Source organism: Paenibacillus sp. LHD-38 (assembly GCF_031157315.1).
Classification (GTDB): Bacteria; Bacillota; Bacilli; order Paenibacillales; family Paenibacillaceae; genus Pristimantibacillus.
The window spans coordinates 1-25037 of record NZ_JAVIFU010000046.1 but is presented as its reverse complement, the minus strand read 5'-3'; the positions used below and the strand labels follow the sequence as shown (position 1 = coordinate 25037).

Genomic DNA, 25037 nt, shown 5'->3' with positions numbered 1-25037 from the left:
CCCCTCGTGAGCCTTAGTAAGAAAGCAAAACAACAAAAAGGTAAACTTCTTCATTGGGGTATTATATGGCGCGTCAGATCGCTGCTTCCAAGAGCAGTACTACAAAAAGTGAGTACTAGTTCGCTTTTGATTGGGTCATTATAATACAAGACATACCAACCAGAAAGGCATGTGAGTCCAATGCTACGATTAAACGTTACACGTGTCGGCTTCCTCATGGGCGTGTCTCTGCTCCTTGCTTCCATCATCTACTTTTTCGCTGCCAATTGGGGCGGTCTCGCCCGTGCCGATAAGATTCTCGCCTCCGCAGGAATCATGGTCCTTTTCTATGGCGCATCCTTCGTTTTTTCCAAAATGAAAATCATGCTCGGACATCACTCTTTTTTGTCCGCTATTTTTCTAGTCGGCGGCTGTATCTCGTTCGGCGTTGCCGTTGCCCTGCTTAATCAAATCTATAATTCCCATGCCGACAACTACGAGCTCTTTCTGGTCTGGTCGATTCCCGCTCTGCTGCTGGCTTTTATTACACGCTTTAATCCATTCTTCGTATTGGCTTATACGCTGGTCCATTTGATGCTGTGGCAGTACTTTTTTCCGAGCTCCCTTTATATCGCCCGCAGCGACAACGAGATTGGGCTGATCGGCTGTATGTTTGCCCTCATCAATCTCATCTTGTTCGCAATAATAGAAGCCAAACGATTTTCTTCCGCACCTCTGAAATTCGTAAGCTTCATTGTCTTCCATATTTCACTGCTCTATTTAACGAACTCCACGCAATTCGAGCTGTTTGGACCTTGGATGAATATCGTGAGCGTGGCTGCAATCGCAATTGGTTTCTATTACTTCATCAAGGTTCGTTTGGATAAGGCCATGCTTACGCTTAATGCGCTTGCCGCATCGGCTTTTGCAGTATTTAAATTTTTGGAGCTGCTGTCGGAGCATGCTTCAACTACCTTTTTTGTTCTCGGACTTCTCTTTGTAGCTGTGCTGCTGACTGGAAACTTCTTTTTCTTCCGTTTTCTGAACAAGTTGGATCCGCATGAAGCAAGCACGGATAAGCAGGAAGAAATTCTGCAAGCCGAAGCCCATCATGGCACCCTTGTTGGTAAAATCGTCTCTGCAACCGTTACCGTCATTGGCGTATTAATTGGCAGCATTTCTTTAGTTGGCTTAGTTTTTCTCGCTTCTGACGAGGTAGAGCCGCAGCATGTGCTATTTGTTATTTCTCTGCTGTTTGTGCTTCCCATGCTTCTGCTGCCCCGCCTAAACGCCGTTATCCGTTACACGGTGCTTACGATCGGATATGCCGCAGGGATGATCGCGATCGCTTGGATCGACTTGGCAGGTTTAACCTTGCTTTTCTTAGCCGTTACAGTGGCCGGTTGGTTCAGGCTTCATGGACGGGCACAGCATTTCTTCATTTATTCTTTAATCAATGTGAATATGGCAATTCTGCTTTTCCAGCTGTTCGAATACATCCAGTACTCCTATTCTTTTATCGTGATTATCTTGACAGCACTAAATGCCGTCATCTACGCAAGCCACCATTTGCTCGCTGAGGGGGCTCATAGACGGCATCTGCGTGAATGCGGATTGCTGTTCATGCTGCTCCTGCTGTTTTGGCTTACATTCATGGAGGATATATTCCCTTATTCTTATGAGCTGTTTAATCTAATAAACTTCATCGTCGTAACCGTTCTAGCCTTTCTGTTTGTCCGACGCGGCCAAGCACTCGAAGCGTCAGTTAGCTTAGCGTTTTGGTTTCTGTACTTGGCGTACAAATATTATGATTTATTCTGGACGCTGTTCCACAAGTCGGTTACCCTTGCCTTGTTAGGCATACTTGCCATTGCGGTTACGTATTTCTTCGCTTACCGGGCACGTGCGAGTGTGCCCGATGACGCCGACGCGTACAGGCATCTGCTGCGCAGAAGCCCGATTTTAATCGCCATTGTTGTTGCTCTGCAGCTTGGATACGTTGGATACCATGCGGCAACGAGCGAAGCGTTACTCTCCAGCGGCACTTCTGTTAAGCTGGCTATTGAGCCGCTGGACCCGAGATCACTGCTTCAAGGTGATTATGTACGGCTCAACTACAGCATTTCTACGCCGCCAGCAAGCATCACCGAGGAGTTGGAGGCGCACGGAGGCTCTAGGCGAATCAAGGTTGTGCTTCTGCAAGGCGATAATGGCGTATACGAACTTGAACGTATATACAAAGCCGGAGAATCGTTAACCGGCAAGGAGATCGTTATGAATGGCATCTCAAACGGCTGGGATAACATCTACTACGGGATTGAAACGTATTTTGTCCCCGAAGGCACTGGCGTCGAGACCGAACGAAATGCTCATTTTGCGTATGTAAAGGTTGGCACAAACGGTGACGCGCTCCTTGAACGATTAAGCAAAGATTAAAGTAACCGGCCTTAATATTTTCAAAAAAAAATAGCAGGACATATCCGGCCCCCATGCCGCATACGTCCTGCTATTTTTATAAATATGTCAGCTTGCTCAGATCCGGAAATTCCTCCAAATAACCGTTTCGCTCCAGCTCCATCAATGCTTTGCGAATGCTTTGCTCGTCTTCCCCCGATTGGTCCGAGAGCGCCAGCAGCCCAGCCAGCGTAATATCCTTATGTTCCTTGCAATAGGTCAGCAAACCTTTGGCTGCCCAGGATAAACGGTCATCCTGGAATTCCCCGATCATTTTACGGAAAACTTTATGTGGAATTAACTGCTCATTTACTAATGCCTGCATGGCCTTTATCGCAAGCTTTGTCGACATACGGCCCTTTTTAGCAACCTCATCTATGGTGAGCGATGCGGAATCGGCGGTGCTCGAGCTAAGTACGATATAAATCATTTGCGAATAGATATCCAAGTTCGGATTATAAAAAATTTCGGTAGAAACGGTGAAGTTTCGTACGTTACCAGGTGCAATGTCAGTGGTCATGTTCTTTCTCTCCCTTCCGATTGGTATATACCATAATAAAGGTTCGGATACAGGGTTTCAATTTAGGCTTTATTAGAAAATGTTAATCGTATCCGTCTTTGCCTTCCAATTCAATGACAGCATGATAACGGTATTTGTCCAATTCGATTCGTCCATCCTCGCTCGTTTTAACGCCTTCTGCGTTTAAGTAGAGAATCTGCATATAGCGGGCTTCTTCATCCATGATTGCAATTTCGCCCTTTGCATTAACTACTCTGTGCCAGGGAAGATTATGAATACCGCTTAGCGAATGAAGAATTCGGACCACCTGCCTTGCGCCCCTGCGGCTCCCGGCTTGCTCCGCGATTTGACCGTATGTCATAACCTTTCCTTCCGGAATGGCTTGTATGATGGCGACGACTCTATGCGTAAACGGCTGCGTGGCTCTCACTCTCCTTATGTTCATCATTTTCACATATTCTTGAGGGTTCGATTAGCTCCTTTCATCATACCTTATAGAAGGGCTTGAGCGCTGTTCAGGAATTGGATGAAAGCTGGTCAAATGATCAGGCATCACCCAAAAAGCCAAAAATTGGTGTGAAAATAGACAAAATGTATGCATTCCTCTGTTCCCGATGACAAATTGCAATATTTTTTTGCCAAAAGTAATAAATTTCTTTTTAACTTTTTGTGAAAACGATGTAGAATAGAAGCAAAGGGTTCAATCCGATTTCGTCATACTCGCTAACTCATCCTTCTCCAAGAAACTTGGGTAAGGCTGTTACTAACGCACAGTCGTCTTTTTGAAGAACTATGTGAAAAGTGTAACAAACTTTATGGATGTTCACTCACTTCTAGCGAATGACACAATTGAGACCATAACTTACTTTCAAATTAGCGTAAAGGAGGACATTCTATAATGTCACAACCATCTGCTGGACAAGAGGTCGCAGCTAGCCTCGTTGAAGAAAAGCAAACGTTAGATGTACTTGATCAATTAATGAAGCCGGAGGTTCAACAGTCGCTGACTGTGCTCGTGGACAACCTTCCGAAATTGGCTGAAATGGTAACACTAATGACCAAAGCTTATGATTTCGCACAAAACATCGCTACAGACAAAGTATTGATCAACGATTTCGCTCAAGGTATCGGTGAATTCGTCAAACCGGTTCAAGAGAAAGCAAAAGGTATCGCAGCTGCAGCAATTGAGGCTGGCGAGCGCTCACAAGAAACAGCTAACACTTCTGTTGGCTTGTTCGCTATGTTGAAAATGTTGAAGGATCCGGAAGTTCAAAAAACGCTGCGCTTTGCACAAGCTTTCCTTAGCGTACTGTCTGAACGTAAAAACGAAAAAGCATAATACACTGATTACGCATAGAACGAACGGAGGATGAACATGTCGAAGCAAATTTTAATTCTTGGTGGAGGTTACGGCGGTCTTCTTACTGCTCTAACGGCCCGCAAGCACCTGACTGCAGCAGAAGCCAGTATCACAATCGTTAACCGTTTCCCAACTCACCAAATCATCACTGAGCTGCACAGACTTGCCGGGGACACAATCGCTGAGCAAGCCGTTGCGCTGCCGCTTAGCAAGCTTCTTGGCGACAAGCAAGTGAATATCATCGTTGATTCGGTGAAAGAAATTAAACCAAACGAAAAACAAGTTGTTCTTGCGAGCGGTCAAGTACAGAAGTACGATACGCTTGTTGTTGCCCTAGGCAGCGAAACGAACTACTTCGGTATCCCTGGTCTGGAAGAGAACAGCCTTGTTCTTAAATCCGTTGCCGATGCTAACCGCATTCGCAAGCATGTTGAAGACCGTCTTGACGCTTACAAAAAATCAGGTAACAAAGCAGACGCAACGATCGTTGTTGGCGGCGGCGGCTTGACTGGCGTTGAGCTTGTCGGCGAATTCGCTGACAGACTTCCAGAGGTTTGCCGCAGCAAAGGCATCGACTTTAATGATATTTCGTTGTATTGCGTAGAAGCAGGCCCTGCCGTTCTGCCAATCTTCCCGAAAGTATTGATCGACCGTGCGGTAACAAGCCTTGAGAAACGCGGCGTAAACTTCATTACGAGCGTAGCTATCACTGAAGCAACAAAAAACTCCGTATCGCTTAAAGACGGACGCACTATCGAATCCAGCACAATCATTTGGACTGGCGGCGTAAAAGGCAATCCAGTTGTCGGCAGCAGCGGCCTTGCAGAGGACCGCGGCCGTTCAACGGTTACGCCTACTCTACAATCGACTTCGCATACCGATGTATTCCTTGCCGGCGACTGTGCAGTCGTATTCCCAGAGGGCGGCGATCGTCCTTATCCTCCAACGGCTCAGCTTGCTTGGCAAATGGGCGAAACGGTAGGCTTCAACCTAGCGGTTCAAATCAAAGGCGGCGTAATGGATAAATTCGTTCCTGTATTCTCCGGAACGCTTGGAAGCCTTGGCCGCAAAGACGGCGTAGGAACAATCGGCGGAAACGCAACGCAGCTGAAAGGCTTGCCTGCATCCCTGATGAAGGAAGCAAGTAACATTCGCTACCTGTCGCATATCCATGGTCTATTCGCTCTAGCGCACTAATACACACAACAAATAGAAGGAGGGCTTGATGCCCTCCTTCTTTTTGTTGTCCTTTTTTTTGCAAACAGCCATTCTTATGATTAGCCCGCTTATGCCTTCGTAATCTGGTTTTTTCCCGAATCCTTAGAGGTATAGAGCGCCTTATCGGCCAGCTGGAACAGCTCTTCAAATGTCAAGCCGTTCCTGTCCACAAACGCGATACCGCCGCTGGTCGTAACTGAAATTTGTTTTCCCTCGCTTAGCGAGATCTCGGTTTGTTCCAGCATTTTACGCAAGCGTTCCGCTAATTCCAGGCTATCGTCTTCGCTTCTCCCCTTTAGGAATACCGCAAATTCCTCGCCGCCTACCCGGCCAACCATCCCAATGTCCGCATAAACCTGGATCAGCAAATTGGAAATCGTAATGAGTACCTAGTCACCGGCCAAATGCTCGTGAACATCGTTCACCTTTTTTAAAATCATCGATATCCAAAAGCAGCAAAGAGAACGAAGTTCCTGTCTCACCGAGCTGCTCTCTTGCCTTCTCAACAAAATGCCTGCGATTGAATACGCCCGTTAGACCGTCGATTGTCGCTTGCGCATACAACTTCTGTCCCGTTTCTCTGGCATGATGCGCTTCCTGTACCTTATATTCCATTGCTCTTCTAAGCCGATGGAAGACGTAGACGATTGCGATTAAACTGGACATAAACAACAGCAAAACAAAGCTATGGATAAGCATAATCGTCGTAAACTGGTTATATGCGGCCTCACCGATTTCCTGTTTGCTCACGCTGTAAAGTTTATTTCCGATATACACACCGTTCAACAGCAAAATAAAAGAGCAAACGATGAACATAAACCAACGATCGACATACATGCAAAATAACGTCGCTAAGGGAAATACAAAAGTAAAAGTAACGGGTGTTGTAGCCGTCATTAATGTAAATACATACATGATGAAAAAACCGCTAAAGGTGGAGATTCTTACATACCTTGTGAGTGGGTTATTCCTATAAAAAAATGTGCCGACAATAACTGAGATATTACCAATGGAAATGGACGTCTTGTCACTGCATTTATACAGCATAAAAATACCCAGAATAATCTGAGTATGAAGGGAAAAGTATTCCAAAGCACTACCAAGTATTATCTTAGAAATACTCAGTAGTGCTTCGGGTTACAAAGTAATACTTGATACCACTTTACTCGTTTTATCAGGCTGAAGCGTGAGTTTTATTAGTCCCTAACTCCGTTTAGCTCCATGCTTCAATGTCATCATCATCGATTTCTTCTTCAACAACCGGTTCAACTGCAGGAGCCGCAGGAGCTGCAGTTGCCTCTTCTGCCGCGGCTGCCATTTGCTCCATGCCGGCAGTCACTTGAGGACGTGCCTCATTTTCTTGCGGTATGACCGTGGAGCTCTGCAGTCTGCTTCTCTCCATGGGTACGAATGCCTGCAAATTCCGGACACCGTTTAATGCGATTTCATTCTCTACCAAATAACGAAGAGAATCCATTAGATTCGACTGCGTATTCAACCACTGCATGACCAAAGGATCCTCTGTCTTTTTTGTTTTCAAGCTTATATTTTCACCGGGCAGCTTAGTCTTTTTCATTTCAATCACCTACCAGAATCCGTTAGAATATGCCTCAAATTAGTTTGAGGAGGCTTATACGGGTTGAACCGCCTTGTTTTTGAGCGCCTCATAAATTTTACCCCGCACAAAAGCATCAAGCCCCATCGCATTAAGCTGTACGGCATACTCAGCCGGAATATACAGCAGCTGCATTTCCCGCTCTGCGCAAAGCTCTTTAAGCTGTGCATATAAGACAGAGCGCATAAGAATACTTCCGCCCCCGTATACGCAGATCAAATCAATTTCGTTACGCGCTTTGGTCAGCTGTTTTTTGACATGCTGTACAATCTGCCTAACCTGGCTCTCAAGCGGTCTCTTAAGCGTCTTAAGCGCCCGTGCATGATACTTGTGCGCCGGGTTTTTGATCACGTCGCTGAAAAATTGACGCGGGCTGTCCGGCAAATGAATGAGTCGATTAAACTCTTGCAGCGCTTCTTCAATGGCATAACCTGCGCCGTGATGGCTGCCATGAACGAATTGACGCAAAAACTTATTGCCTTCCGTGATCGGGTATTCCGTAGAACCATCACCGATATCTACGTGAAGAATACGCTTATCCTTAAAATAACTGCCGGTAAATTTCTTCTCGATGCCGTAGGATTGAAGGAAATCATCAAAGATATCCCCTTCTCTCCAGCTGCCCGCCGCATCCTTCTGCAGGGTGAAAATAACCGGCGTAGCTTCAGGAACGACCTTAGCAAACGGGAATACGATTTTCACGGCTACGCGCTGAATGCCTAAGTGCACCGTTACATGATGCGTCCCCGTAGTGAAGCGCTTCTCGAACTTTGTAGAGGTCTCATCTGTATGCTGGGTAACCGGCAAAGCTGTTGCCATATCGACTTCCACATCGATTTGTTCAGGTATTTTTTTCTCTTCCTCATAAGCTTTCTGTACGGCCATGGCCGCAATTTGAGCCAGTGTATTGATAACGGGGAGATCCATATCGCTTTTCAGATCTATACCGATTTGAAGGTTGTCCAAAATTTCTCCGCTCTCCAGGGCAAACTTCCCGACATAATACATCGCCGGTCTTGCCGCAGGCGAATCAATCGTTACGACCAACTGGTCTTGTAGGTTTTTGATAAAGCTTTCCGGTGTTTGCTCCTCGCTCCAAGGGAGCTCGTCCACCGTGCAATTCACATTTGGCTGCTGGACCAGTTTACCGTCAATAATAAGATCATGCTCACTGTTTCCGTTATCGTTGCCTACAAAGAAATGAAAATTCATAATCGCTTTCCTCCTAGAAAAAGTTTTGGGAAACAAATCTAGCTTCCAATGATTGTTATTCAGCATAATGCATTCCTAGGTAATACTTTGCCATACTTAGTGTTAGTTTACATCAATCTAGAGTCCCATAGCTCATTAATCTTTTCTCATCTGTTTTTGTCGGAACCTGCTTATCAGACTCGTATATCCAGCAATGCTGTCGTTTTCACCTATTTTCGCCATAAAAAAAAGCTAATCCGTCATCGACGAATTAGCCTTTTTTTACTAAATACCGCTAGTTGAAGGTTTGTGGAAATTGCTTAATGATGCCTTCCGTGAGGGCATCCGCATCCCAATTCTTTTGAAGCCTAGCCATAACATCCTCGCTGAGCAGCTGCAAATGAACATACAGAAGGTCTTTGAGCGCTTTCTCGGACCAATTCGGATTCTTTTTGCTCAGAAATGCCGCAATATCATCCGCGTTTCTATGCCACTCTTTGTTGAATTTTGCTGCATTCGCTTGATTCCCGCTTGCTAAGGCGCCTACTAATTTGCCTGCAATAGCGATATGCTCCTGCAGAAGCACAGTAAGCTCATTGCCAACCGCCTCGCCATAAAACGGTTTGAAGCTATCCCCGATGTCCTGCTGGTTTTTAAGCAGCCGCTTCAGCATGACATCCTTATCCTCGAGCCCTGACAATGCACTCACTATGTAATTTCTCGTCCATAGTGCATGTTCCATCCATAGTTTTCTCGAATCTTCTTTCAGCTTTACGGCTACTGGGCTTGCATAGCCCTCATGACCGTGCCGATGATCCATCTCGATAGCTTGAACCCTTAGCGGGGCGGAACTGGCCGCGACTATCGCACATAAAATAGCGGCGATGAGAAATTTGCTCTTCATTGGTACCTTCTCCTTAATGATTCGAATGGAATAGCCTGTTATATTGTTAGCTATTCCTCGTAAATCATTCGTAAAGGGTACTTAAACTCGTTGGCATCCCATCAATGCTCTTTTGATTTTTCTCTTTCCTGTATGACTCGAGGCCTTCTTCCCCCTGCTGTACAGCCCAGCGTTGCAGGGTTTCCCGCTCGCCGGTATACGACATAAATGGGATGGAGTAGCCGCAAGAGGTCTGCACCTTATGCACATCGATGTCAATGATCTGCCTCACCCCCGGAATCGGCGTAAAGAGCGGATATAACGCCGCCCATTCCGGTGAGTCCGGCAGCACGACAGTGCCGGTGCCGTATAGTCTCAAAATGTTTGGCGCTCCGTCGAATGCGCAAAACATGACCGTCACTCTTCCGTTTTCTTCAAGATGCGCGCTTGTTTCATTGCCGCTGCCTGTCAAATCCAGATAAGCAACGCGATTAGCGGACAAAATCCTAAGCGAATCATGTCCTTTGGGCGAAAGATTGACATGCCCTTCTGCCGATAGCGGAGCCGAACCAACGAAGAAGATATGCTGCTGGCGAATAAACGCCTCATGCTGAGGTAACATGGCATCAAATTGCTTTCCCATTTTGCCCTCACCCTTTTCAAGAGGAATGAATAATTACGCTGCTTTAATTTGCTCTGATTTCCAGAAGCTCATATTTAATAACGCCCATTGGCGCGTTGACGCTAATAATGCTTCCTACGCTTTTTCCAAGAAGCTCTTTGCCCAGCGGGCTTTCATAGGAAATTTTATTTTCCGCGACGTCCGCTTCTTCCGTACCAACAATTTTGTACGTAATTTTCTCTGAAAACTCAATGTCATTTAAGATAACGGTCAAGCCGATATTGACCTTAGAGAGATCAAGGCTATCCGCTTCAATGACACGGGCTTTTTTCAGCATTTTAGTTAGTATAATAATTCTAGTTTCCATAAATGACTGATCGTTTTTGGCCGAATGGTATTCACTGTTTTCCTTTAAGTCGCCGTAGCTAATCGCTAATTTAATCCGAGCGGCCAATTCCTTGCGCTTTACGTATTTCAAATCGTCCAGCTCGGATTGCAATTGCTCTAAGCCCTCTTTGGTTAAAATCACTTCGTCGTTCGACATTTAAACAGCTCCCATTTGCTTTCTTCCTCTAATCTTACCCTATATTTCAAAAATAAGCGAAAAGCGATGACTTCCAGCTGTCATCGCTTTACTTCGAAATATCAATAAAACCCTCGCCGAACACATCACGCACATCATGAATGGTAATAAAAGCATTCTTATCGGCAGCCTTCACGATTTTTTTCAGCGTGCTCAGCTCCTGCTTGCTAATGACGATATAAAGGATTTCCTGGGGCGTTTTCGTATAATACCCGCGCCCGTAAATAACCGTAACGCCCCTATCCATCAGTACGTTGACCTGCTCGGCAATCTTGTCCTGCTCCTTGGAAATAATCGTCACGGCTTTCTTCGGATTCACACCCTCAATAATGAAGTCCATGACCTTCGTTCCTATATATAGCATGACAATCGTCAGCATAAGCGCCTGTGCCCCAATAATGAAATAAGATGAGAAGGCGACAATTAAGTCGAAAAAAAGCAGCGCGTAGCTGATATTCCAGTCCAAATACTTATTTGCGATACGCGCAAGAATCGTCGTGCCGGCGGTTGTCCCTCCGACCCTGATAATAAGACCGATCCCAATTCCTCCGAACAATCCGCCAAACACAGCATTAACCGTTATTTCATCCGATACAATACGCCAATCCTCGGTCAAATGCAGAAAGAGGGAATGAAACAACACCGCTGCAATCGTATAAAACACCGTTCTTCTATCCAGAAAGCGGTACCCGATAAGAAGGAGAAAGGAATTGAAAATTAAACTGACCAGACCCGGCGACCAGCCGAATAAATAATATAAAATAATCGTAATGCCGGTAACTCCGCCTTCGCCAAGCTCATTCGGAATAACGAATAGGTTGATTGCGAGTGCAAAAATAAGTGCTCCAGCCATAATGATGAATAAATCCAATGCTTTTTTCTTCATATCCAACACCCTTCTCAGCCGAAAATAACCCCATGCAGCATGTTCATCTTAACAGAAAATATATGGAAGCAGAAGGCTGTCACGTTAACGCAAAAAAGAACATTCCCACTATTGGAAATGTTCTTTGTGAGCCGTCGTTTTCTAGCCAAGCTGGAGCTCTTGGGATTTTTTGATTTGCTTGCTTCTTAGCTGTCCGCAGGCTGCATCGATATCTGTGCCGTGCTCCAGGCGAACGCTGACGCTGACGCCTTGCTTCTTCAAGGTGTCGTAGAAGGCGCGAATGGTTTCCCGATCCGTCCTCTGATATTGGCTATGCTCGTCCACCGGATTGTACGGAATGAGATTTACGTTGGCCAGACTGCGGCGATTCCCGATCAGCTCGGCAAGCTCAAGCGCATGCTCCTTCTGGTCGTTTACGTCCTTGAGCAATATATACTCCAGCGTAATTCTGCGATTCGTCTTCTTCAAATAATAATCGATGGATTCCATTAATTTCTCGATCGGAATCGCCCGGTTAATCTTCATAATGCGTGTCCGCAGCTCATTGTTCGGCGCATGAAGGGATACGGCAAGATTAACCTGCAAGTCCGAGTCGGCGAACTCTCTGATTTTGTCGGCTAAACCGCTTGTAGAAACCGTAATATGTCTTGCGGCGATCGCAAGCCCTTTTTGGCTTTTGATAACGCCGATAAAATCGGTCATGTTTTTGAAATTATCGAACGGCTCGCCAATACCCATGACGACCACATGGCTTACCTGCTCACCCTGCTGCATCCGGTCCAGGTGAAGCTGAGCCTGCATAATCTGCTCGACAATTTCTGCGCTGGATAGATCGCGGCTCTTGGCAAGCAGTCCGCTCGCGCAGAAGCTGCAGCCAATGTTGCAGCCTACCTGAGTCGTGACACAAACGGATAGACCGAATTTATGCCGCATTAATACGGTCTCGATCAAGTTGCCGTCCTTCAGCTTGAACAAAAACTTGTTCGTTCCGTCCGCCGATTCCTGCCTCGTATGCTCGGTAAGCGTCTGGAGAACAAAATGCTCAGACAGCAGCTGAACGCATTCCGCCTTCACATCAACCATATCCGTGAATGACGTTACCCGCTTCCGGTACAGCCATTCCCACACCTGTGATGCCCGGAACTTGGTAAAGCCGCGCTCCTTCAGCCACTCCGTCAGCTGCTCAAACGTTAATCCATATATAGATGGTTTATTCATATGTTATCCTCTTTTCAAAACTGCAAAATCCAGTCCTATTCTGCCTATACAGCCGAAACTTATAATCTGCTTATTATTGTCCCAAAATTGGCCCATTAAAACAAGAGGGGAGTGCCGCCATTTATTTAACATTGGTTACAAGCGTAAACGGCTGACGCCGTCCTTGGCGGCAAAAGCTCGTTTCGCGGTGAAATATAAGCAACGTATAAGGTTGAATTTTATACTTTCTTATATTTTTAAAAATAGGGACCCTCCTAGTGCATCAGCATCTAGAAGAGTCCCCCTCCGTTTTTCATTTATTCTACGAGCTTCTTGGATGCGAACAAAAAATAAACAAAGAACATGCCGCATAGGACAGCGATGAAACCGAAGCCGCCGAAAATATCCAATTGGGAAGAATAATAACCAAAACCCAAGCCTGTAAAGGTAAGCAGGAAATTTTCGCCCAACGATTGGAATGATCCCATGGTCGCTCTCATTGACGAATCGATTTGATGATGCAAATATCCTGCGGCAAGCGGCTCTATAATGCCTGCAGCCAAGCAGATTACGATTACGGCTGCCAGGCCGCTGAAATCTTTGATGACCGACATATAAATAAAGCCCGCCGTCAAAGCTGCCGTAATGCCCAGAAGCAGCGCTCTATAGCTGAACACGTTTTTCAGCTTGTAGGCTAGAACATTGCCCGGCAGCCTGAGAAAGAAGACCGCAGCCGAAAAGAGTCCAAAATAGATGACCGGGATATTTAATCTCTCCAAGTAGATTTGCCAGAACTCATCGATAAAGTTAATGGCTGCTCCCGTTACCATTCCCGATAAAAGCACCAAACATAGTCCCGGATTGCTTTTGAAAAACCGCACAGAGGATGTAATATAAGTTTTGAATGGCAGCGACTCTTCATCATCTTCGATACTGTTCCAGACTGGCTCAGCCAAAAGAAAAGTTACGCCAAGGGAAACAACCATCGCCCCTAATGATATCCAATAATTAAGCTCGTAGCCAAAATGACTGGCCAGGAAGCTCCCGCACAAGGCAGCGATGATAATAGAAATCGTATCCAGCGCGTTTAAACGGCCTATTATCTTCTCAAAATGCTTCTCTTTCCCTTCCGCCAATAAGGAATCATACAGCAAAGCATCCTCTGCTCCGCTGCTTGCGGAATGGCCGATCGCCGCCAAAAAAACGACCAGCGCAAAATGCCAAAACTCCGTAGCAAAAACCAGGATAAGAAACTCGCAGCACCCAAGCAGAGCGGACAAAACGAGCATATGCTTCCTTCCCCACTTATCCGCCATAATACCGGAGGGGACCTCAAATAAAACGATCGTAAACGCAAAAATAATTTCGGTATACACGACCATCTGAATGGTCATGCCTCGATCTTCCCAAAATAACCTCTCAATAACATAGGCGGGAATTAAATTATAAAAAAATCGAATAACGAATAGCTTCCAAATGTTCGGCAGATAGCCCATGAATAACGGCCCCTCTCATTTTTGATTGCAATTGCGCAATCAAATTACGGAGGCGGTCGCGGACGATATGACCTTAAGGATTAACAGGGAGGTCTTGCAATTCTCATGTCATGATCCCCTTTAACTAAAGGAATAGGAACCTCATACTTGAATGATTGAGCTTATTATATCTTAAAATCGGACTAAGCGATAAAGAAAAATACCCTTTCCAAAACTATTCTTTTGCGGATATTGCATTTTCGCTTTAAACTAATAAAATAAACGCCGATGTTGTATATAATGAACGACATTTTTCGACACAGCCACTTGCTTAGTCGTTGCCTATTTGGAGGATTTTCTAAATGATCGATAACCTTTCAGAAAAACGCATTAAAAGCCTGCTAAAAAGCTGCGGTCATCATTCGCACTCTCATTTATATTACCTGAACGATAAGGAGTGGTTCTGGGATTCCAAATATGAATCTCTGCTTGTTTATCGTTCTGTCGGAAACCGTAGAATTGTGCTTGGGGACCCGCTCGGTAAGCCTAGCTCTGTGAAATTGCTCATTGAACAGTTTATTGCGAGCTGCAAGAAAGATAAAAAAATTCCTGTATTTTACCAAACAAAATCAGCCTACCTTCCCCTCTATCATGATTTAGGCTTGAAAAGCACCAAAGTTGGCGAGGAAGCCCAGGTAGAATTAGCCAACTTTCATTTAAAGGGGAAGCCATGGCTTAAACTGCGCAATCGCATAAGTAAATTTCAACGTAACGGCTTTACCTTTGAGGTGCTCCAGCCTCCTTATTCAAACTCGCTGCTGAACCGCCTTCAAGCCATATCGGATGAATGGCTCGCTAAACGTAAAGAGAAAGGTTTCTCCGTCGGTTTTTTCTCAAAATCATATATCAGTCAATTTCCTATTGCCGTTTTGGTTGGGCCAGATGGTAATTACGAAGCATTTGTTTCGATTGCAGGCGAGCGCCCACACAGCGAAACAACCAATAAACCCGCCTTTTCCAGACGAATCACAGTTGACCTTATGCGATATACGAATGCTTGTCCCCATGGCACCATGGATGTTCTGTTCGTATCTTTATTCTTGTGGGCTAAGGATAAAAGCTATGATGTTTGCAGTCTTGGGATCGCGCCATTAGCAAATGTCAAAGATCATCTGCTCGCCAAGCTGCTCTACAGGTATGGTTGTAAACTATATAACTTTAAGGGCCTTTATGAATATAAAAATAAATTCGCCCCGCATTGGGAGGAAGTCTATTTTGTTTATCCGCCCGGTACTCTACCCCTAAACGTCGCGCTGCTATCTCTCATTATTCATAGGCCAAAGGATCGGACTCACAAACATAAACAAATTGCCCTATCTCCTGCGGCGGAAATGGATTCCCCGTTTGAAAAACGCGCGTAATGAAACTACTAAAGATGCTGCCTCAAAAGGCTATGAGCCTGATTTAGGCAGCTTTAATCAAACCCATAACCTTCCGGCAGCACATTTGGGATGTCGTCCCTTTTGTATTATAATTTGCTGTATAACCTATTGGACTGGAGTTGTGGGATGACAATGAAAACGGAGATTATTGAACGATTTATCTCATATGCACAAGTAGAAACGCAGTCCGATGAGAGCAGCGATACCTGCCCCTCGACACCGGGACAGCTTGTGCTCGCCCGCAAGCTGGTTGAAGAGCTTGAAAGCATCGGCATGCAGGACATTACGATGGACGCGAATGGCTATGTAATGGCCACTCTTCCCTCTAATACGGATAAAGATATCCCCACTATCGGTTTTCTTGCCCATATCGATACGGCAACCGACTTCACCGGCACAAACGTAAAGCCGCAAATCGTAGAAGGCTATGACGGGCAAGATATCATTTTGAACAAAGAGCTTAACATCGTCCTTTCACCAAAGGATTTTCCAGAGCTTTCCGGTTATGCGGGACACACTCTAATAACGACAGACGGCACCACGCTGCTTGGTGCGGACGATAAAGCCGGTATTGCGGAAATTATGACTGCCATGGCCTTTCTCCTGCAGCATCCTGAGGTGAAGCACGGCAGAATACGCGTTGCTTTCACACCGGACGAAGAAATCGGCAGGGGTCCTCATCGGTTCGACGTCGCTGCTTTTGATGCTGTTTATGCCTATACGCTAGATGGCGGTCCATTAGGCGAGCTGCAGTACGAGAGCTTTAACGCTGCGGCGGCCCACATTACATGCAAGGGCAAAAACGTCCACCCAGGCACAGCCAAAGGGAAAATGATCCACTCCGCCAAAATAGCCATGGAGCTGCACGGAAGGCTGCCTGCTGAAGAAACGCCAGAGCAGACCGAGGGCTACGAAGGCTTCTTCCACCTCACCTCCATTGAAGGCGACGTTGAGGAAACACAGCTTCGTTATTTGATTCGAGATCATGACCGTCATCGGTTTAACGAGCGAAAAGCGGAGCTGACCCGCGTGGCTCAGGAGCTGCAGCAAAAATACGGAGATGACCGAATCGCGCTTGAGATCAAAGACCAATACTTCAATATGAGAGAAAAAATCGAGCCCGTCATGGAAGTCGTGGATATTGCGAGACAGGCGCTGGAAAACCTCGGAATTACTCCGGTTATAGAGCCAATTCGCGGCGGCACGGACGGCTCTCAGCTATCCTACATGGGGCTGCCGACACCGAATATCTTCACCGGCGGTGAAAATTATCATGGCCGGTTCGAGTATGTTTCGGCTGATAATATGGTGCTGGCCGTAAATACCATCATTGAAATTGTTAAGCTTTATGAACAAAGAGCATAGCAATACACGCGGCATTTAGCATGCTGGTACGTGCCGAGCTTCATTTGAGGAACGCAAACCGTCTTCGTATGAATTGAATTATTGCAGCGTGAAAAAAACTAGCCTGGCACATTACGTGATGTGCTTGACTGGTTTTTTGTTTTATTAGGATGCTGACATTGAATCTCTTTTGCCATGCTCTATAAAGCTTGATAATCTTTTCTGAAATAGTTGTAACGAAACGGAGGCTTTCCGGTCTTATATAGGTGAGGAAGTGAGAGCGTGCACGATTTTGAGGGAATCTATCATGAGTATTTCCGAGATATTTATTTATTTGTGTTCTCTTTGAGTCGAAATGAAATGATTGCCGAGGAAATAACGCAAGAAACATTCTTTAAGGCTTTGAAAAGCATTGATTCCTTTAAGGGTCATTGCAAAATTAGCGTATGGCTCTGCCAAATAGCCAAAAACACCTACTTTTCCTATGTTGAAAAGCAAAAACGTTTCGAACCGGAAAGCGTACTTGAAAAAGCAAGCCCCGACAATGTTGAAGCTGCCCTCTTGGACAAGGATGATGCTCTCAGCATTCATAAAGCGTTACATCTTTTAAACGAGCCCTATAAAGAAGTATTTACCCTAAGAGTATTCGGAGAATTATCCTTTGCCCAGATCAGCCAGCTGTTTGAAAAAACCGAGAGCTGGGCAAGGGTCACCTTTTACCGCGCTAAACAAAAAATACAAGATTCACTAAAGGAGGAACAGCGGCATGATGAAATGTGAGGTTATTAAAGATTTATTGCCATTATATATCGATAACGTGTGCAGCAGGGAGAGCGCAGAATTGGTCGAAGAGCATCTCGCAGCATGCGGCAGCTGCAGGTCAGAATGGGAAAACATGCGAAGCGAGCTGAGAGTGCCGCAGAATACTGTCGATATGAACCGCAGGGAAAGCCATCTTCTAGAAGCGATGTCTGCCTACTGGAGCCGTTCTAAATTAAAATCTTTTTTGAAAGGGGGCGTCCTTGCTTCATTATCCCTCGGAATCGTCATTTCGGCCTACTTTGGCTTGACGGAATGGAACATTATGCGCGTTCCTGCGGATATCATCGAGGTGAAGGACACCAGCCAAATGAAAGACGGCCGAATTGCCTTTCATATGCGGCTGACAGACGGTTATGATTTGAATCAGATTAGCTACGATATGGACGAAAACGGGAACTTTTATATGATTCCATACCGGCCTATTATCAAGAAAAAACCAATCACTACTTTTGGACTTTTTAACATGTACCAAACAAAGGACCCTTTTATCAATGGAGTTTATCAAAATAAATATGGCGCAGACGCAAAAATCACTGCCCTTTATTTGGGAACGCGGGATGAAAACATTCTGATCTGGGAAGAAGGAATGAAGCTTCCTCCAGCAAGCGATACAGTTGAGGCAGAACTGAAGAGATAACACCCAAGAGACTACCTCGAAAGGCTAAAGCCCGTCGAGATAGCCTCTTCGATTAATGGGAGATCAGTTATAGCGGTCTGATTTGCGTTAACAAATACTAGGTATTAAATAACCTTTTCCAAATTCTAATGTATAAAATACAATAGAAACCTGAAATTACATGAATTTGAGAGTCTACACTGCAGTAATTACAATAGAAATGTCTTCTAAGGCAATAATTGAGCCAGAAATCATGCATTCTACTGTAGTAACTGCATTGTAGAAAAATTGTGCAGGATTGAGGAGTGTTTCTATTGCACAAACTACACTGTAGCTTGGGACAATATTATCTGCGACAACTGTAGGTATAAAATTTTGATCGATTTACAAGCGTAAACGGCTGACGCCGTCCTTGGCGGCAAAAGCTCGTTTCGCGGTGAAATATAAGCAACGTATAAGGTTGAATTTTATACTTTCTTATATTTTAAATAAAACTCACATCATACTGATTGTTAGCAAACGTATTTATGCCTTTTTGACAAATTCGGACTTCAGCTTCATCGCTCCAAAACCGTCGATTTTGCAATCGATGTCATGGTCTCCGTCAACTAAGCGTATATTTCTTACTTTGGTCCCAATTTTCAAAACAGATGAGCTTCCTTTTACTTTAAGATCCTTGATAACTGTTACCGTATCGCCATCGTTTAAAACATTGCCATTGGCGTCTTTAACGATTTTGTCGGCCTCAGCGAATGCGGTATTCTGCTCTAAACTCCATTCATGGCTGCATTCCGGGCAAACCAACATGTTTCCATCCTCATAGGTGTATTCCGAATTACATTTCGGGCAATTAGGCAAATCCGTCATGGTTTACGATCTCCATTCGTTTGATTCCCTCTACTATACGACGGTTGTCCAAATAAATCAAAAACCGTCAACCCGCTGCAAAATCGTGCTGCTAACCTTCGCAACCTTGCTTGTTTCCGCGGGCATCCGCTCGCTGCCAAGCATTCTGCTCATCCCGTTCCAGGATGAATTCGGTTGGAGCAGAGGCGGCATTTCCAGCGTGATCTCCATTGGCATTTTTCTATACGGGCTGGTAGGTCCATTCTCAGCGGCCCTGCTGCTCCGCTACGGCATTCGTAAAGTCGTCATAAGCTCGCTTACCGTACTGGCCGCTAGTCTGGCGGTAACGCCGTTCATTCACACCTTGTGGCAGTTTGAGCTGTTATGGGGGCTTGTGTCTGGTCTAGCGACCGGCATGATGGCCAACGTTCTCGGCGTTACGGTTAGCAATCTGTGGTTTGTTAAGCGAAAAGGCCTCATCATCGGCTTGTTTACGGCAAGCGCCGCTACCGGCCAACTGCTGTTCCTTCCGCTTTTCGCCAAAATGACAGCCGATTTTGGCTGGCGGTACGCCATCTACACAGCAGTAGCCGGTATTCTGCTCGTGCTTATCGCCGTTGCAATCTGGATGCGCAACCACCCGTACGATGTCGGTGCAGCACCTTACGGCTCGGATGAGATGGTGAAGCCTGCTATTTTTAAAGGCAATCTGTTCCTTACTCCCTTGCAAAATCTTCGTTTCGCTATGAAAAATGCCACCTTCTGGCTGCTTGCCGGAACATTCTTTTTCTGCGGCTTCTCGACCAACGGTTTAATCGGGACACATCTTATTGCCGCGTGCAGTGATCATGGCATGCTTGAGGTCACAGCTGCCGGTCTGCTCGCCATGATGGGGCTGTTCGATTTGTTCGGCACAACGATTTCCGGCTGGCTCTCCGACCGGTTCGACAGCCGCTGGCTGCTGTTCTGGTATTATGGGCTGCGCGGATTGTCGCTGCTGTTCTTGCCCTACGCACTGGACGCAACGCCTGCCATGCTCGTCGTTTTTTCCGTTTTCTACGGTTTGGACTGGATCGCAACCGTTCCGCCTACAGCTAAGCTTGCCAGCGAAACGTTCGGTAAAGAAAAATCCGGCATGATCTTCGGCTGGATCGTCGTCGCCCATCAAATAGGTGCCTCCACGGCCGCCTATGGAGCAGGCGTTATGCGCGATTGGTTCGGCAGCTACTCCCAGGCTTTCGTTATTGCCGGATTCGTTTGCTTCTTTGCAGCTTTAATGGCTGTCCGGATCCGTAAAAACAATGCTGAAAAAATTCACGCGACAGCCTAAGTATTGGAACGCGGAGTAAAGTAGACAAATAAAATCAGCCCCGACACCAGTCAGGGCTGATTTGCTATAAGTTCCAGTTGCTTGCTAGCTCTTGCTATTCCAAGCCTCTGTGAGCAGCTCGCCATTTATGCAAACGCCGGCCAGTGCTCCTAATGAAGCGGCTGTAATCGCTTGGTACAGCTCCGTTGCCGCATCTCCGGCACTATACACGCCTGGTACATTCGTTTTGCCAAAAGCATCGACGATCACAGTTCCTGTTTCCTTCATCTTACAACCTAAGGTTTGCGGCAGAGTTGACCCGGCAGCAAGCTTCGGCGCGAAGAAAATGCCTGTACACGGAATGCTTGTGCCATCCTCGAGCACAACCCGCTCCACCATACCCTCACTGGATTCGATACGCAGGATTTTGGAGTCATACGTTGGAACGTTATGCAGCTTAAGCTCCTCGCGCTCTTCATCGGTCCATTCATCGGGTCCATCGGTGCAAATGGTATATTGATTCGTCCAACCTGACAGCATTTTGGCCGAATGAAGCGCTCGTGCACCTTTGACGATCAACACAAGAGGTTGGTCTCTTAGCTCCCAGCCATCGCAATAGGGGCAAACAAAGGCGCTTTTGCCATATACGTCTGTCAGTCCGTTAACATCAAGCGGGAGATCCTTCATTCCTACAGCAAAAAGCAGCTTTTTACTCCTGTAGGTTGCTCCCTGTGCGGTCGTGGTTTCAAAATGACCGTCGGTTCCTGTAATCGTTATCGCCGCATCCTCCACAAATTGAACGGCCGGATACGCATTTATCTGCTCCTTCGCAATGCGCCGAAATTCACTGGGGCTGATGCCGTCCCGGGTAAGAAAACCGTGCGTCTCGCGGGTAACCCGGTTCCGCGGACGCCCCTCGTCAATAACCGCCACGCTTTTTCTTGCCCTGCCGAGTACAAGCGCCGCATTCAAACCTGCCGGTCCGCCTCCAATAATCACTACATCAACCGTTTGTTCCATTATAATCATCCTCCCGGATCTTTAATATCCATAATTAAAGCGCAAGAAGCTTATGGCTTCTTGTTTACTGCATGGTTGTGATTATGGGAGGCCGAATCGATCACCCACTGGATCGTATGCTGCTGCAAGTAATCATGCATCTGCCGTTCGGCGCCGCTCATTACTTTTTTAACCAGACATTCCTTGCCCGCTGTGCGGGTAGCCGTATGTGGATCCAATGCATCCGCTTCAAAAAACAATTGATGGCGCTGCTCATCGATATTAAAGCAGTCGTATAGATGCTGCCGGCCTTCGACAACTTGAATGACCTCAAGAAACGTAATTTGATCGGCTTCCCTTGCGAGCTCATAACCGCCGCTCACACCCGTAACCGCGCGTACGATGCCATCCTGCCGCAGCTTTGACATGATTTTGGACAAGTAGCTTTCCGAAACGCCAAGCGATGCCGCTAGTTCCTTGATGCCTACGTTGTGACCTCGTTCTGCATATGCTAATTGAATCAATGCATGCAGGGCGTAACCCGTGCTTTTGGAAAACTGCATGAGTATCTCCTTTCATCCAAATGAAATCCTTTTTATTATAGACTCTTAGTGTCTATTATAGACATTCGGGATCCATTATACAAGTGCAAGACGTATTTCGTTTTAGTGTTCTTTATTTTAGAAAAAACCGCCAATCTCACATGGACTTTGCGTCCCGTATTCTGCAAGACAATACGCTATTGTTTCATAAAGATTGAAATCCAGCGCGCTTTTGTGAGACAATCAATAAAGCGATTACATAAAAAGCAGCACTGAAACTTAGGAGGAATGAAATGATGAGAACGATAAAGCTTGGAACCAGCACGCTGGACGTGCCTGTAGTTGCAGTTGGATGCATGCGTATCAATTCACTCGACAAAACGGAGGCGGAGCGCTTTGTTCAAACAGCGCTGGAGCAAGGCGCGAATTTTTTTGAGCATGCTGATATTTACGGCGGCGGAAAATGCGAGGAGATCTTTGCAGATGCCATCCATATGAACGAGAGTATTCGTGAAAAGATCATCCTGCAATCCAAATGCGGCATCCGGCAGGGAATGTTCGACTTCTCCAAAGAACATATTTTGACTTCGGTCGATGGTATTCTAAAACGTCTGAACACGGATTACCTGGATGTTCTGCTTCTACACCGTCCGGATACATTGGTTGAGCCGGAAGAAGTGGCGGAAGCGTTCGATCTTCTTGAGAGCTCGGGCAAAGTACGCCACTTCGGCGTATCGAATCAAAATCCGATGCAAATTCAGCTGCTGAAAAAATCGGTCAAGCAGCCGCTTGTCGCAAACCAGCTTCAGCTGAGCATTACCAACACGACGATGATCTCGAGCGGATTCAACGTGAATATGGAGAACGACCCAGCCGTTAACCGGGACGGCAGCATCCTTGATTTCTGCCGTTTGAACGACATAACGATCCAGCCTTGGTCACCATTCCAATACGGCTTCTTCGAGGGTGTTTTCCTGGGCAGCGAGAAGTTCCCGGAATTGAATGCCAAGATCGATGAAGTCGCGGCGAAATACGAAGTCAGCAATACGACGATTGCCATCGCGTGGCTTTTGCGCCATCCTGCCCGCATGCAGCCGGTTATCGGTACGATGAACATCGAGCGGTTAAAGGATTGCAGCAAGGCAAGTGTGATTTACCTGACACGCGAAGAATGGTACGGCATTTATCGCGCAGCAGGCAATGTGCTTCCTTAAGACGCTTAGTCCGCAATAAAAAAAAGGTTGGACTGGATGCAAATCGCATCCTGCCCAACCCTTTTCACTTTATATTTATTACGCTTTATTCGAAGAACCGAATTCACGCATTTTACCTTGAACCGTTGCTTTAATCGCATCGCGGCCCGGGGACAAGAATTTACGCGGATCGTAAACTTCTGAATCAGAAGTCAAGATTTCGCGAGCAACTTTTGTAAACGCGATTTGGTTCTCTGTGTTTACGTTGATTTTTGCAGTTCCCAGCGAGATAGATCTCTTAATATCCGCTGTAGGGATTCCTGTACCGCCGTGCAATACCAATGGAAGCTTGATTGTTTGGCAGATCTCTTCCATTTCTTTGAAGCCAAGGTTTGGTTCGCCTTTGTAAGGGCCATGTACGGAACCTAGTGCAGGAGCAAGGCAATCGATGCCTGTAAGCTCAACCAGTTGCTTACACTCTTGAGGATCAGCGTAGATAACGCCCTCAGCGATAACATCATCTTCTTGTCCGCCAACCGTACCAAGCTCAGCTTCTACGGAAACGCCGCGCTCATGCGCGTAAGCAACAACCTGTTGCGTTGTTTTTACGTTTTCTTCGAATGGTGAGTGTGATGCATCTATCATAACGGAAGTAAAACCAGCATCAATCGCTGCTTTACATTTTTCAAAGCTTGAACCATGGTCCAGGTGAATTGCAACAGGAACCGTGATTTTCATTTCTTCTATTAGGGATTTCACGATTGCAGTTACAACTGTGAAGCCTCCCATGTAACGAGCAGCACCTTCGGAAACGCCAAGAATAACTGGGGATTGCTCAGCTTGAGCAGCGCCAAGGATTGCTTGTGTCCACTCTAGGTTATTGATGTTGAATTGACCAACAGCGTAACCTTCTTTTAAACCTTTGTTCAACATTTCTTTCATTGATTCCAAAGCCATGATAAATCCTCCTTCAAAATAATTGCAATTTAATAACTCGACCTTTCAATCATACCCAATTCATCCGCAGTTTAAAATTGCGTCCGCAAACTGCAGCGATACTGGCACGAACGGAATCGGCTTTTCCACGTTCACGTTCTACTTATCAGTCTACATGTTATCACAAATTTCGTTATAAGACTACCTATAGGCAGGGAGGATTGCTTTACATATTTCATTGTCATTTGATGCAAGGGAGTGGTTATAATGGTTGTGACGACTCCCCATGCCTAAAGGCAGGGGCTTCTCAGATCATCGGGATTCGTAACCTCACCCCTCCTTGAAGGCTCCGTCCGAGCCTAATGCTTTTCATGGTTACGATACTAAAGCGCGTTGCAAAATGTTTCGTGCCGCGTTCACATCGCGGTCAGCGACATATCCGCACGGATCACATCGATGCGTTCGAACAGCCAGCGTCTTTTTCACCATCTCACCGCAACTGGAGCATTGCTGAGACGTGTTTCGCGGATCAACTTGAACAACTGTACGACCGGCGCTTTCAGCCTTGTACGTAGTGAATTGAACAAGCTGGGTCCAGCCAGCATCAGCAATACTTTTGGCAAGGCGATGATTTCTAACCATCCCCTGCACGTTAAGATTTTCGAAAGCGATGAGTCCATATCGATTCACCAATTCCCTTGATACTTTATGAGCATGATCTTTTCGGCCGTTAGCCACTTTTTCATGGCGTTTGGCAAGCATACGGACGGCTTTCTTTCTTCGGCTCGAACCGCGCTGCTTACGAGATACCGAACGCTGCATTTGTTTCAATTTTCGTTCATTTTGACGCAGCCGTTTCGGGGCTTCATAGGTCTCGCCTTCGGATGTGACAGCCAGATGCTTCAAACCGAGGTCAATACCAACTTGTTCCGCCGAAGCAGGCAGTGTTTGCTGCTCGACTTCGCAGGAGAAACACGCGTAATACTTCCCATTTTTGACGGTCAC

Annotated in this window: 26 protein-coding genes; 9 read left to right on the top strand and 17 right to left on the bottom strand. The window is 46.1% G+C overall.

Going from position 1 to position 25037, the window contains the following annotated elements:
- Positions 1-180: 180 nt before the first annotated feature.
- Positions 181-2415: a GDYXXLXY domain-containing protein gene (locus tag RCO25_RS27495; protein WP_308999272.1), complete on the top strand. Its 2235-nt coding sequence runs from the start codon at positions 181-183 to the stop codon at positions 2413-2415.
- Between the two features lie 76 nt (positions 2416-2491).
- Here RCO25_RS27495 and RCO25_RS27490 read toward each other — a convergent pair whose 3' ends face one another.
- Entirely contained in the window at positions 2492-2953 is a 462-nt protein-coding gene (locus tag RCO25_RS27490; RefSeq protein ID WP_308999271.1) for a hypothetical protein, read from the bottom strand.
- Between the two features lie 82 nt (positions 2954-3035).
- Positions 3036-3383: an MGMT family protein gene (locus RCO25_RS27485; protein ID WP_308999270.1), complete on the bottom strand. Its 348-nt coding sequence runs from the start codon at positions 3381-3383 to the stop codon at positions 3036-3038.
- A gap of 468 nt (positions 3384-3851) precedes the next feature.
- Between RCO25_RS27485 and RCO25_RS27480 the strand changes: the two genes are divergently transcribed.
- Positions 3852-4292: a DUF1641 domain-containing protein gene (locus RCO25_RS27480; RefSeq protein WP_308999269.1), complete on the top strand. Its 441-nt coding sequence runs from the start codon at positions 3852-3854 to the stop codon at positions 4290-4292.
- Between the two features lie 36 nt (positions 4293-4328).
- Positions 4329-5510, top strand: a complete 1182-nt coding sequence (locus tag RCO25_RS27475) for an NAD(P)/FAD-dependent oxidoreductase (RefSeq protein WP_308999268.1) — start codon at positions 4329-4331, stop codon at positions 5508-5510.
- Positions 5511-5599: 89 nt separating this feature from the next.
- Here the strand turns inward: RCO25_RS27475 and RCO25_RS27470 are convergent, their stop codons facing one another.
- The 10 genes from RCO25_RS27470 to RCO25_RS27425 all read right to left on the bottom strand — a co-directional run bounded on the left by RCO25_RS27470 (position 5600) and on the right by RCO25_RS27425 (position 14004).
- Positions 5600-5908 (bottom strand): GGDEF domain-containing protein, encoded by a 309-nt coding sequence (locus tag RCO25_RS27470; protein WP_308999301.1) that lies wholly within the window; start codon positions 5906-5908, stop codon positions 5600-5602.
- 16 nt (positions 5909-5924) lie between these two features.
- A complete protein-coding gene (locus RCO25_RS27465) occupies positions 5925-6446 on the bottom strand; it encodes a GGDEF domain-containing protein (RefSeq protein WP_308999267.1) in 522 nt (173 codons plus the stop codon).
- 298 nt (positions 6447-6744) lie between these two features.
- Entirely contained in the window at positions 6745-7107 is a 363-nt protein-coding gene (locus tag RCO25_RS27460; protein ID WP_308999266.1) for a hypothetical protein, read from the bottom strand.
- A 54-nt stretch (positions 7108-7161) separates the two neighbouring features.
- Positions 7162-8358: a ParM/StbA family protein gene (locus tag RCO25_RS27455; RefSeq protein WP_308999265.1), complete on the bottom strand. Its 1197-nt coding sequence runs from the start codon at positions 8356-8358 to the stop codon at positions 7162-7164.
- A 274-nt stretch (positions 8359-8632) separates the two neighbouring features.
- Positions 8633-9241 (bottom strand): glycosyltransferase, encoded by a 609-nt coding sequence (locus RCO25_RS27450; RefSeq protein WP_308999264.1) that lies wholly within the window; start codon positions 9239-9241, stop codon positions 8633-8635.
- 64 nt (positions 9242-9305) lie between these two features.
- Positions 9306-9863, bottom strand: coding sequence for a pyridoxamine 5'-phosphate oxidase family protein (locus RCO25_RS27445; RefSeq protein WP_308999263.1), 558 nt, complete (start codon positions 9861-9863; stop codon positions 9306-9308).
- A 43-nt stretch (positions 9864-9906) separates the two neighbouring features.
- Positions 9907-10386 carry a transcription elongation factor GreA gene (greA, locus tag RCO25_RS27440; protein ID WP_308999262.1) on the bottom strand — a complete coding sequence of 160 codons (480 nt, stop codon included), beginning with the start codon at positions 10384-10386 and terminating at the stop codon, positions 9907-9909.
- 88 nt (positions 10387-10474) lie between these two features.
- Positions 10475-11311 carry a YitT family protein gene (locus RCO25_RS27435; protein ID WP_308999261.1) on the bottom strand — a complete coding sequence of 279 codons (837 nt, stop codon included), beginning with the start codon at positions 11309-11311 and terminating at the stop codon, positions 10475-10477.
- A 141-nt stretch (positions 11312-11452) separates the two neighbouring features.
- The gene (gene rlmN, locus RCO25_RS27430) at positions 11453-12529 is read right to left on the bottom strand and encodes a dual-specificity RNA methyltransferase RlmN (RefSeq protein WP_308999260.1); all 1077 of its coding nucleotides are present in this window, start codon (positions 12527-12529) and stop codon (positions 11453-11455) included.
- Between the two features lie 296 nt (positions 12530-12825).
- A complete protein-coding gene (locus RCO25_RS27425) occupies positions 12826-14004 on the bottom strand; it encodes an MFS transporter (protein ID WP_308999259.1) in 1179 nt (392 codons plus the stop codon).
- 341 nt (positions 14005-14345) lie between these two features.
- On the opposite strand from RCO25_RS27425, the gene RCO25_RS27420 reads away from it, so the two are divergent.
- The 4 genes from RCO25_RS27420 to RCO25_RS27405 all read left to right on the top strand — a co-directional run bounded on the left by RCO25_RS27420 (position 14346) and on the right by RCO25_RS27405 (position 18228).
- Positions 14346-15404: a phosphatidylglycerol lysyltransferase domain-containing protein gene (locus RCO25_RS27420; protein ID WP_308999258.1), complete on the top strand. Its 1059-nt coding sequence runs from the start codon at positions 14346-14348 to the stop codon at positions 15402-15404.
- A 153-nt stretch (positions 15405-15557) separates the two neighbouring features.
- Complete coding sequence (gene pepT, locus RCO25_RS27415) at positions 15558-16790, top strand: peptidase T (protein ID WP_308999300.1); 1233 nt, start codon at positions 15558-15560, stop codon at positions 16788-16790.
- 261 nt (positions 16791-17051) lie between these two features.
- Complete coding sequence (locus RCO25_RS27410) at positions 17052-17549, top strand: RNA polymerase sigma factor (protein WP_308999257.1); 498 nt, start codon at positions 17052-17054, stop codon at positions 17547-17549.
- Entirely contained in the window at positions 17536-18228 is a 693-nt protein-coding gene (locus RCO25_RS27405) for a zf-HC2 domain-containing protein (protein ID WP_308999256.1), read from the top strand. Before RCO25_RS27410 ends, RCO25_RS27405 begins: the two co-directional genes overlap by 14 nt.
- 504 nt (positions 18229-18732) lie before the next feature.
- Here the strand turns inward: RCO25_RS27405 and RCO25_RS27400 are convergent.
- On the bottom strand, positions 18733-19074 hold the full coding sequence (locus RCO25_RS27400; protein ID WP_308999255.1) for a zinc ribbon domain-containing protein YjdM: 342 nt from the start codon (positions 19072-19074) through the stop codon (positions 18733-18735).
- On the opposite strand from RCO25_RS27400, the gene RCO25_RS27395 reads away from it, so the two are divergent.
- Positions 19073-20383, top strand: a complete 1311-nt coding sequence (locus RCO25_RS27395; protein WP_308999254.1) for an MFS transporter — start codon at positions 19073-19075, stop codon at positions 20381-20383. The two genes, RCO25_RS27400 and RCO25_RS27395, sit on opposite strands and share 2 nt — an antisense overlap.
- 84 nt (positions 20384-20467) lie before the next feature.
- On the opposite strand, the gene RCO25_RS27390 is transcribed toward RCO25_RS27395, so the two are convergent.
- Both RCO25_RS27390 and RCO25_RS27385 read right to left on the bottom strand, forming a co-directional pair.
- Positions 20468-21382 carry an NAD(P)/FAD-dependent oxidoreductase gene (locus tag RCO25_RS27390; protein WP_308999253.1) on the bottom strand — a complete coding sequence of 305 codons (915 nt, stop codon included), beginning with the start codon at positions 21380-21382 and terminating at the stop codon, positions 20468-20470.
- A 50-nt stretch (positions 21383-21432) separates the two neighbouring features.
- Positions 21433-21924, bottom strand: a complete 492-nt coding sequence (locus tag RCO25_RS27385) for an RrF2 family transcriptional regulator (protein WP_308999252.1) — start codon at positions 21922-21924, stop codon at positions 21433-21435.
- A 275-nt stretch (positions 21925-22199) separates the two neighbouring features.
- Between RCO25_RS27385 and RCO25_RS27380 the strand changes: the two genes are divergently transcribed.
- Positions 22200-23117, top strand: a complete 918-nt coding sequence (locus tag RCO25_RS27380; protein WP_308999299.1) for an aldo/keto reductase — start codon at positions 22200-22202, stop codon at positions 23115-23117.
- 78 nt (positions 23118-23195) lie between these two features.
- On the opposite strand, the gene RCO25_RS27375 is transcribed toward RCO25_RS27380, so the two are convergent.
- Both RCO25_RS27375 and RCO25_RS27370 read right to left on the bottom strand, forming a co-directional pair.
- Positions 23196-24053, bottom strand: coding sequence for a class II fructose-bisphosphate aldolase (locus RCO25_RS27375; RefSeq protein ID WP_308999251.1), 858 nt, complete (start codon positions 24051-24053; stop codon positions 23196-23198).
- A gap of 354 nt (positions 24054-24407) precedes the next feature.
- Positions 24408-25037 (bottom strand): RNA-guided endonuclease InsQ/TnpB family protein (locus RCO25_RS27370; RefSeq protein WP_308999250.1); only part of this gene is annotated, 630 nt, incomplete at its 5' end.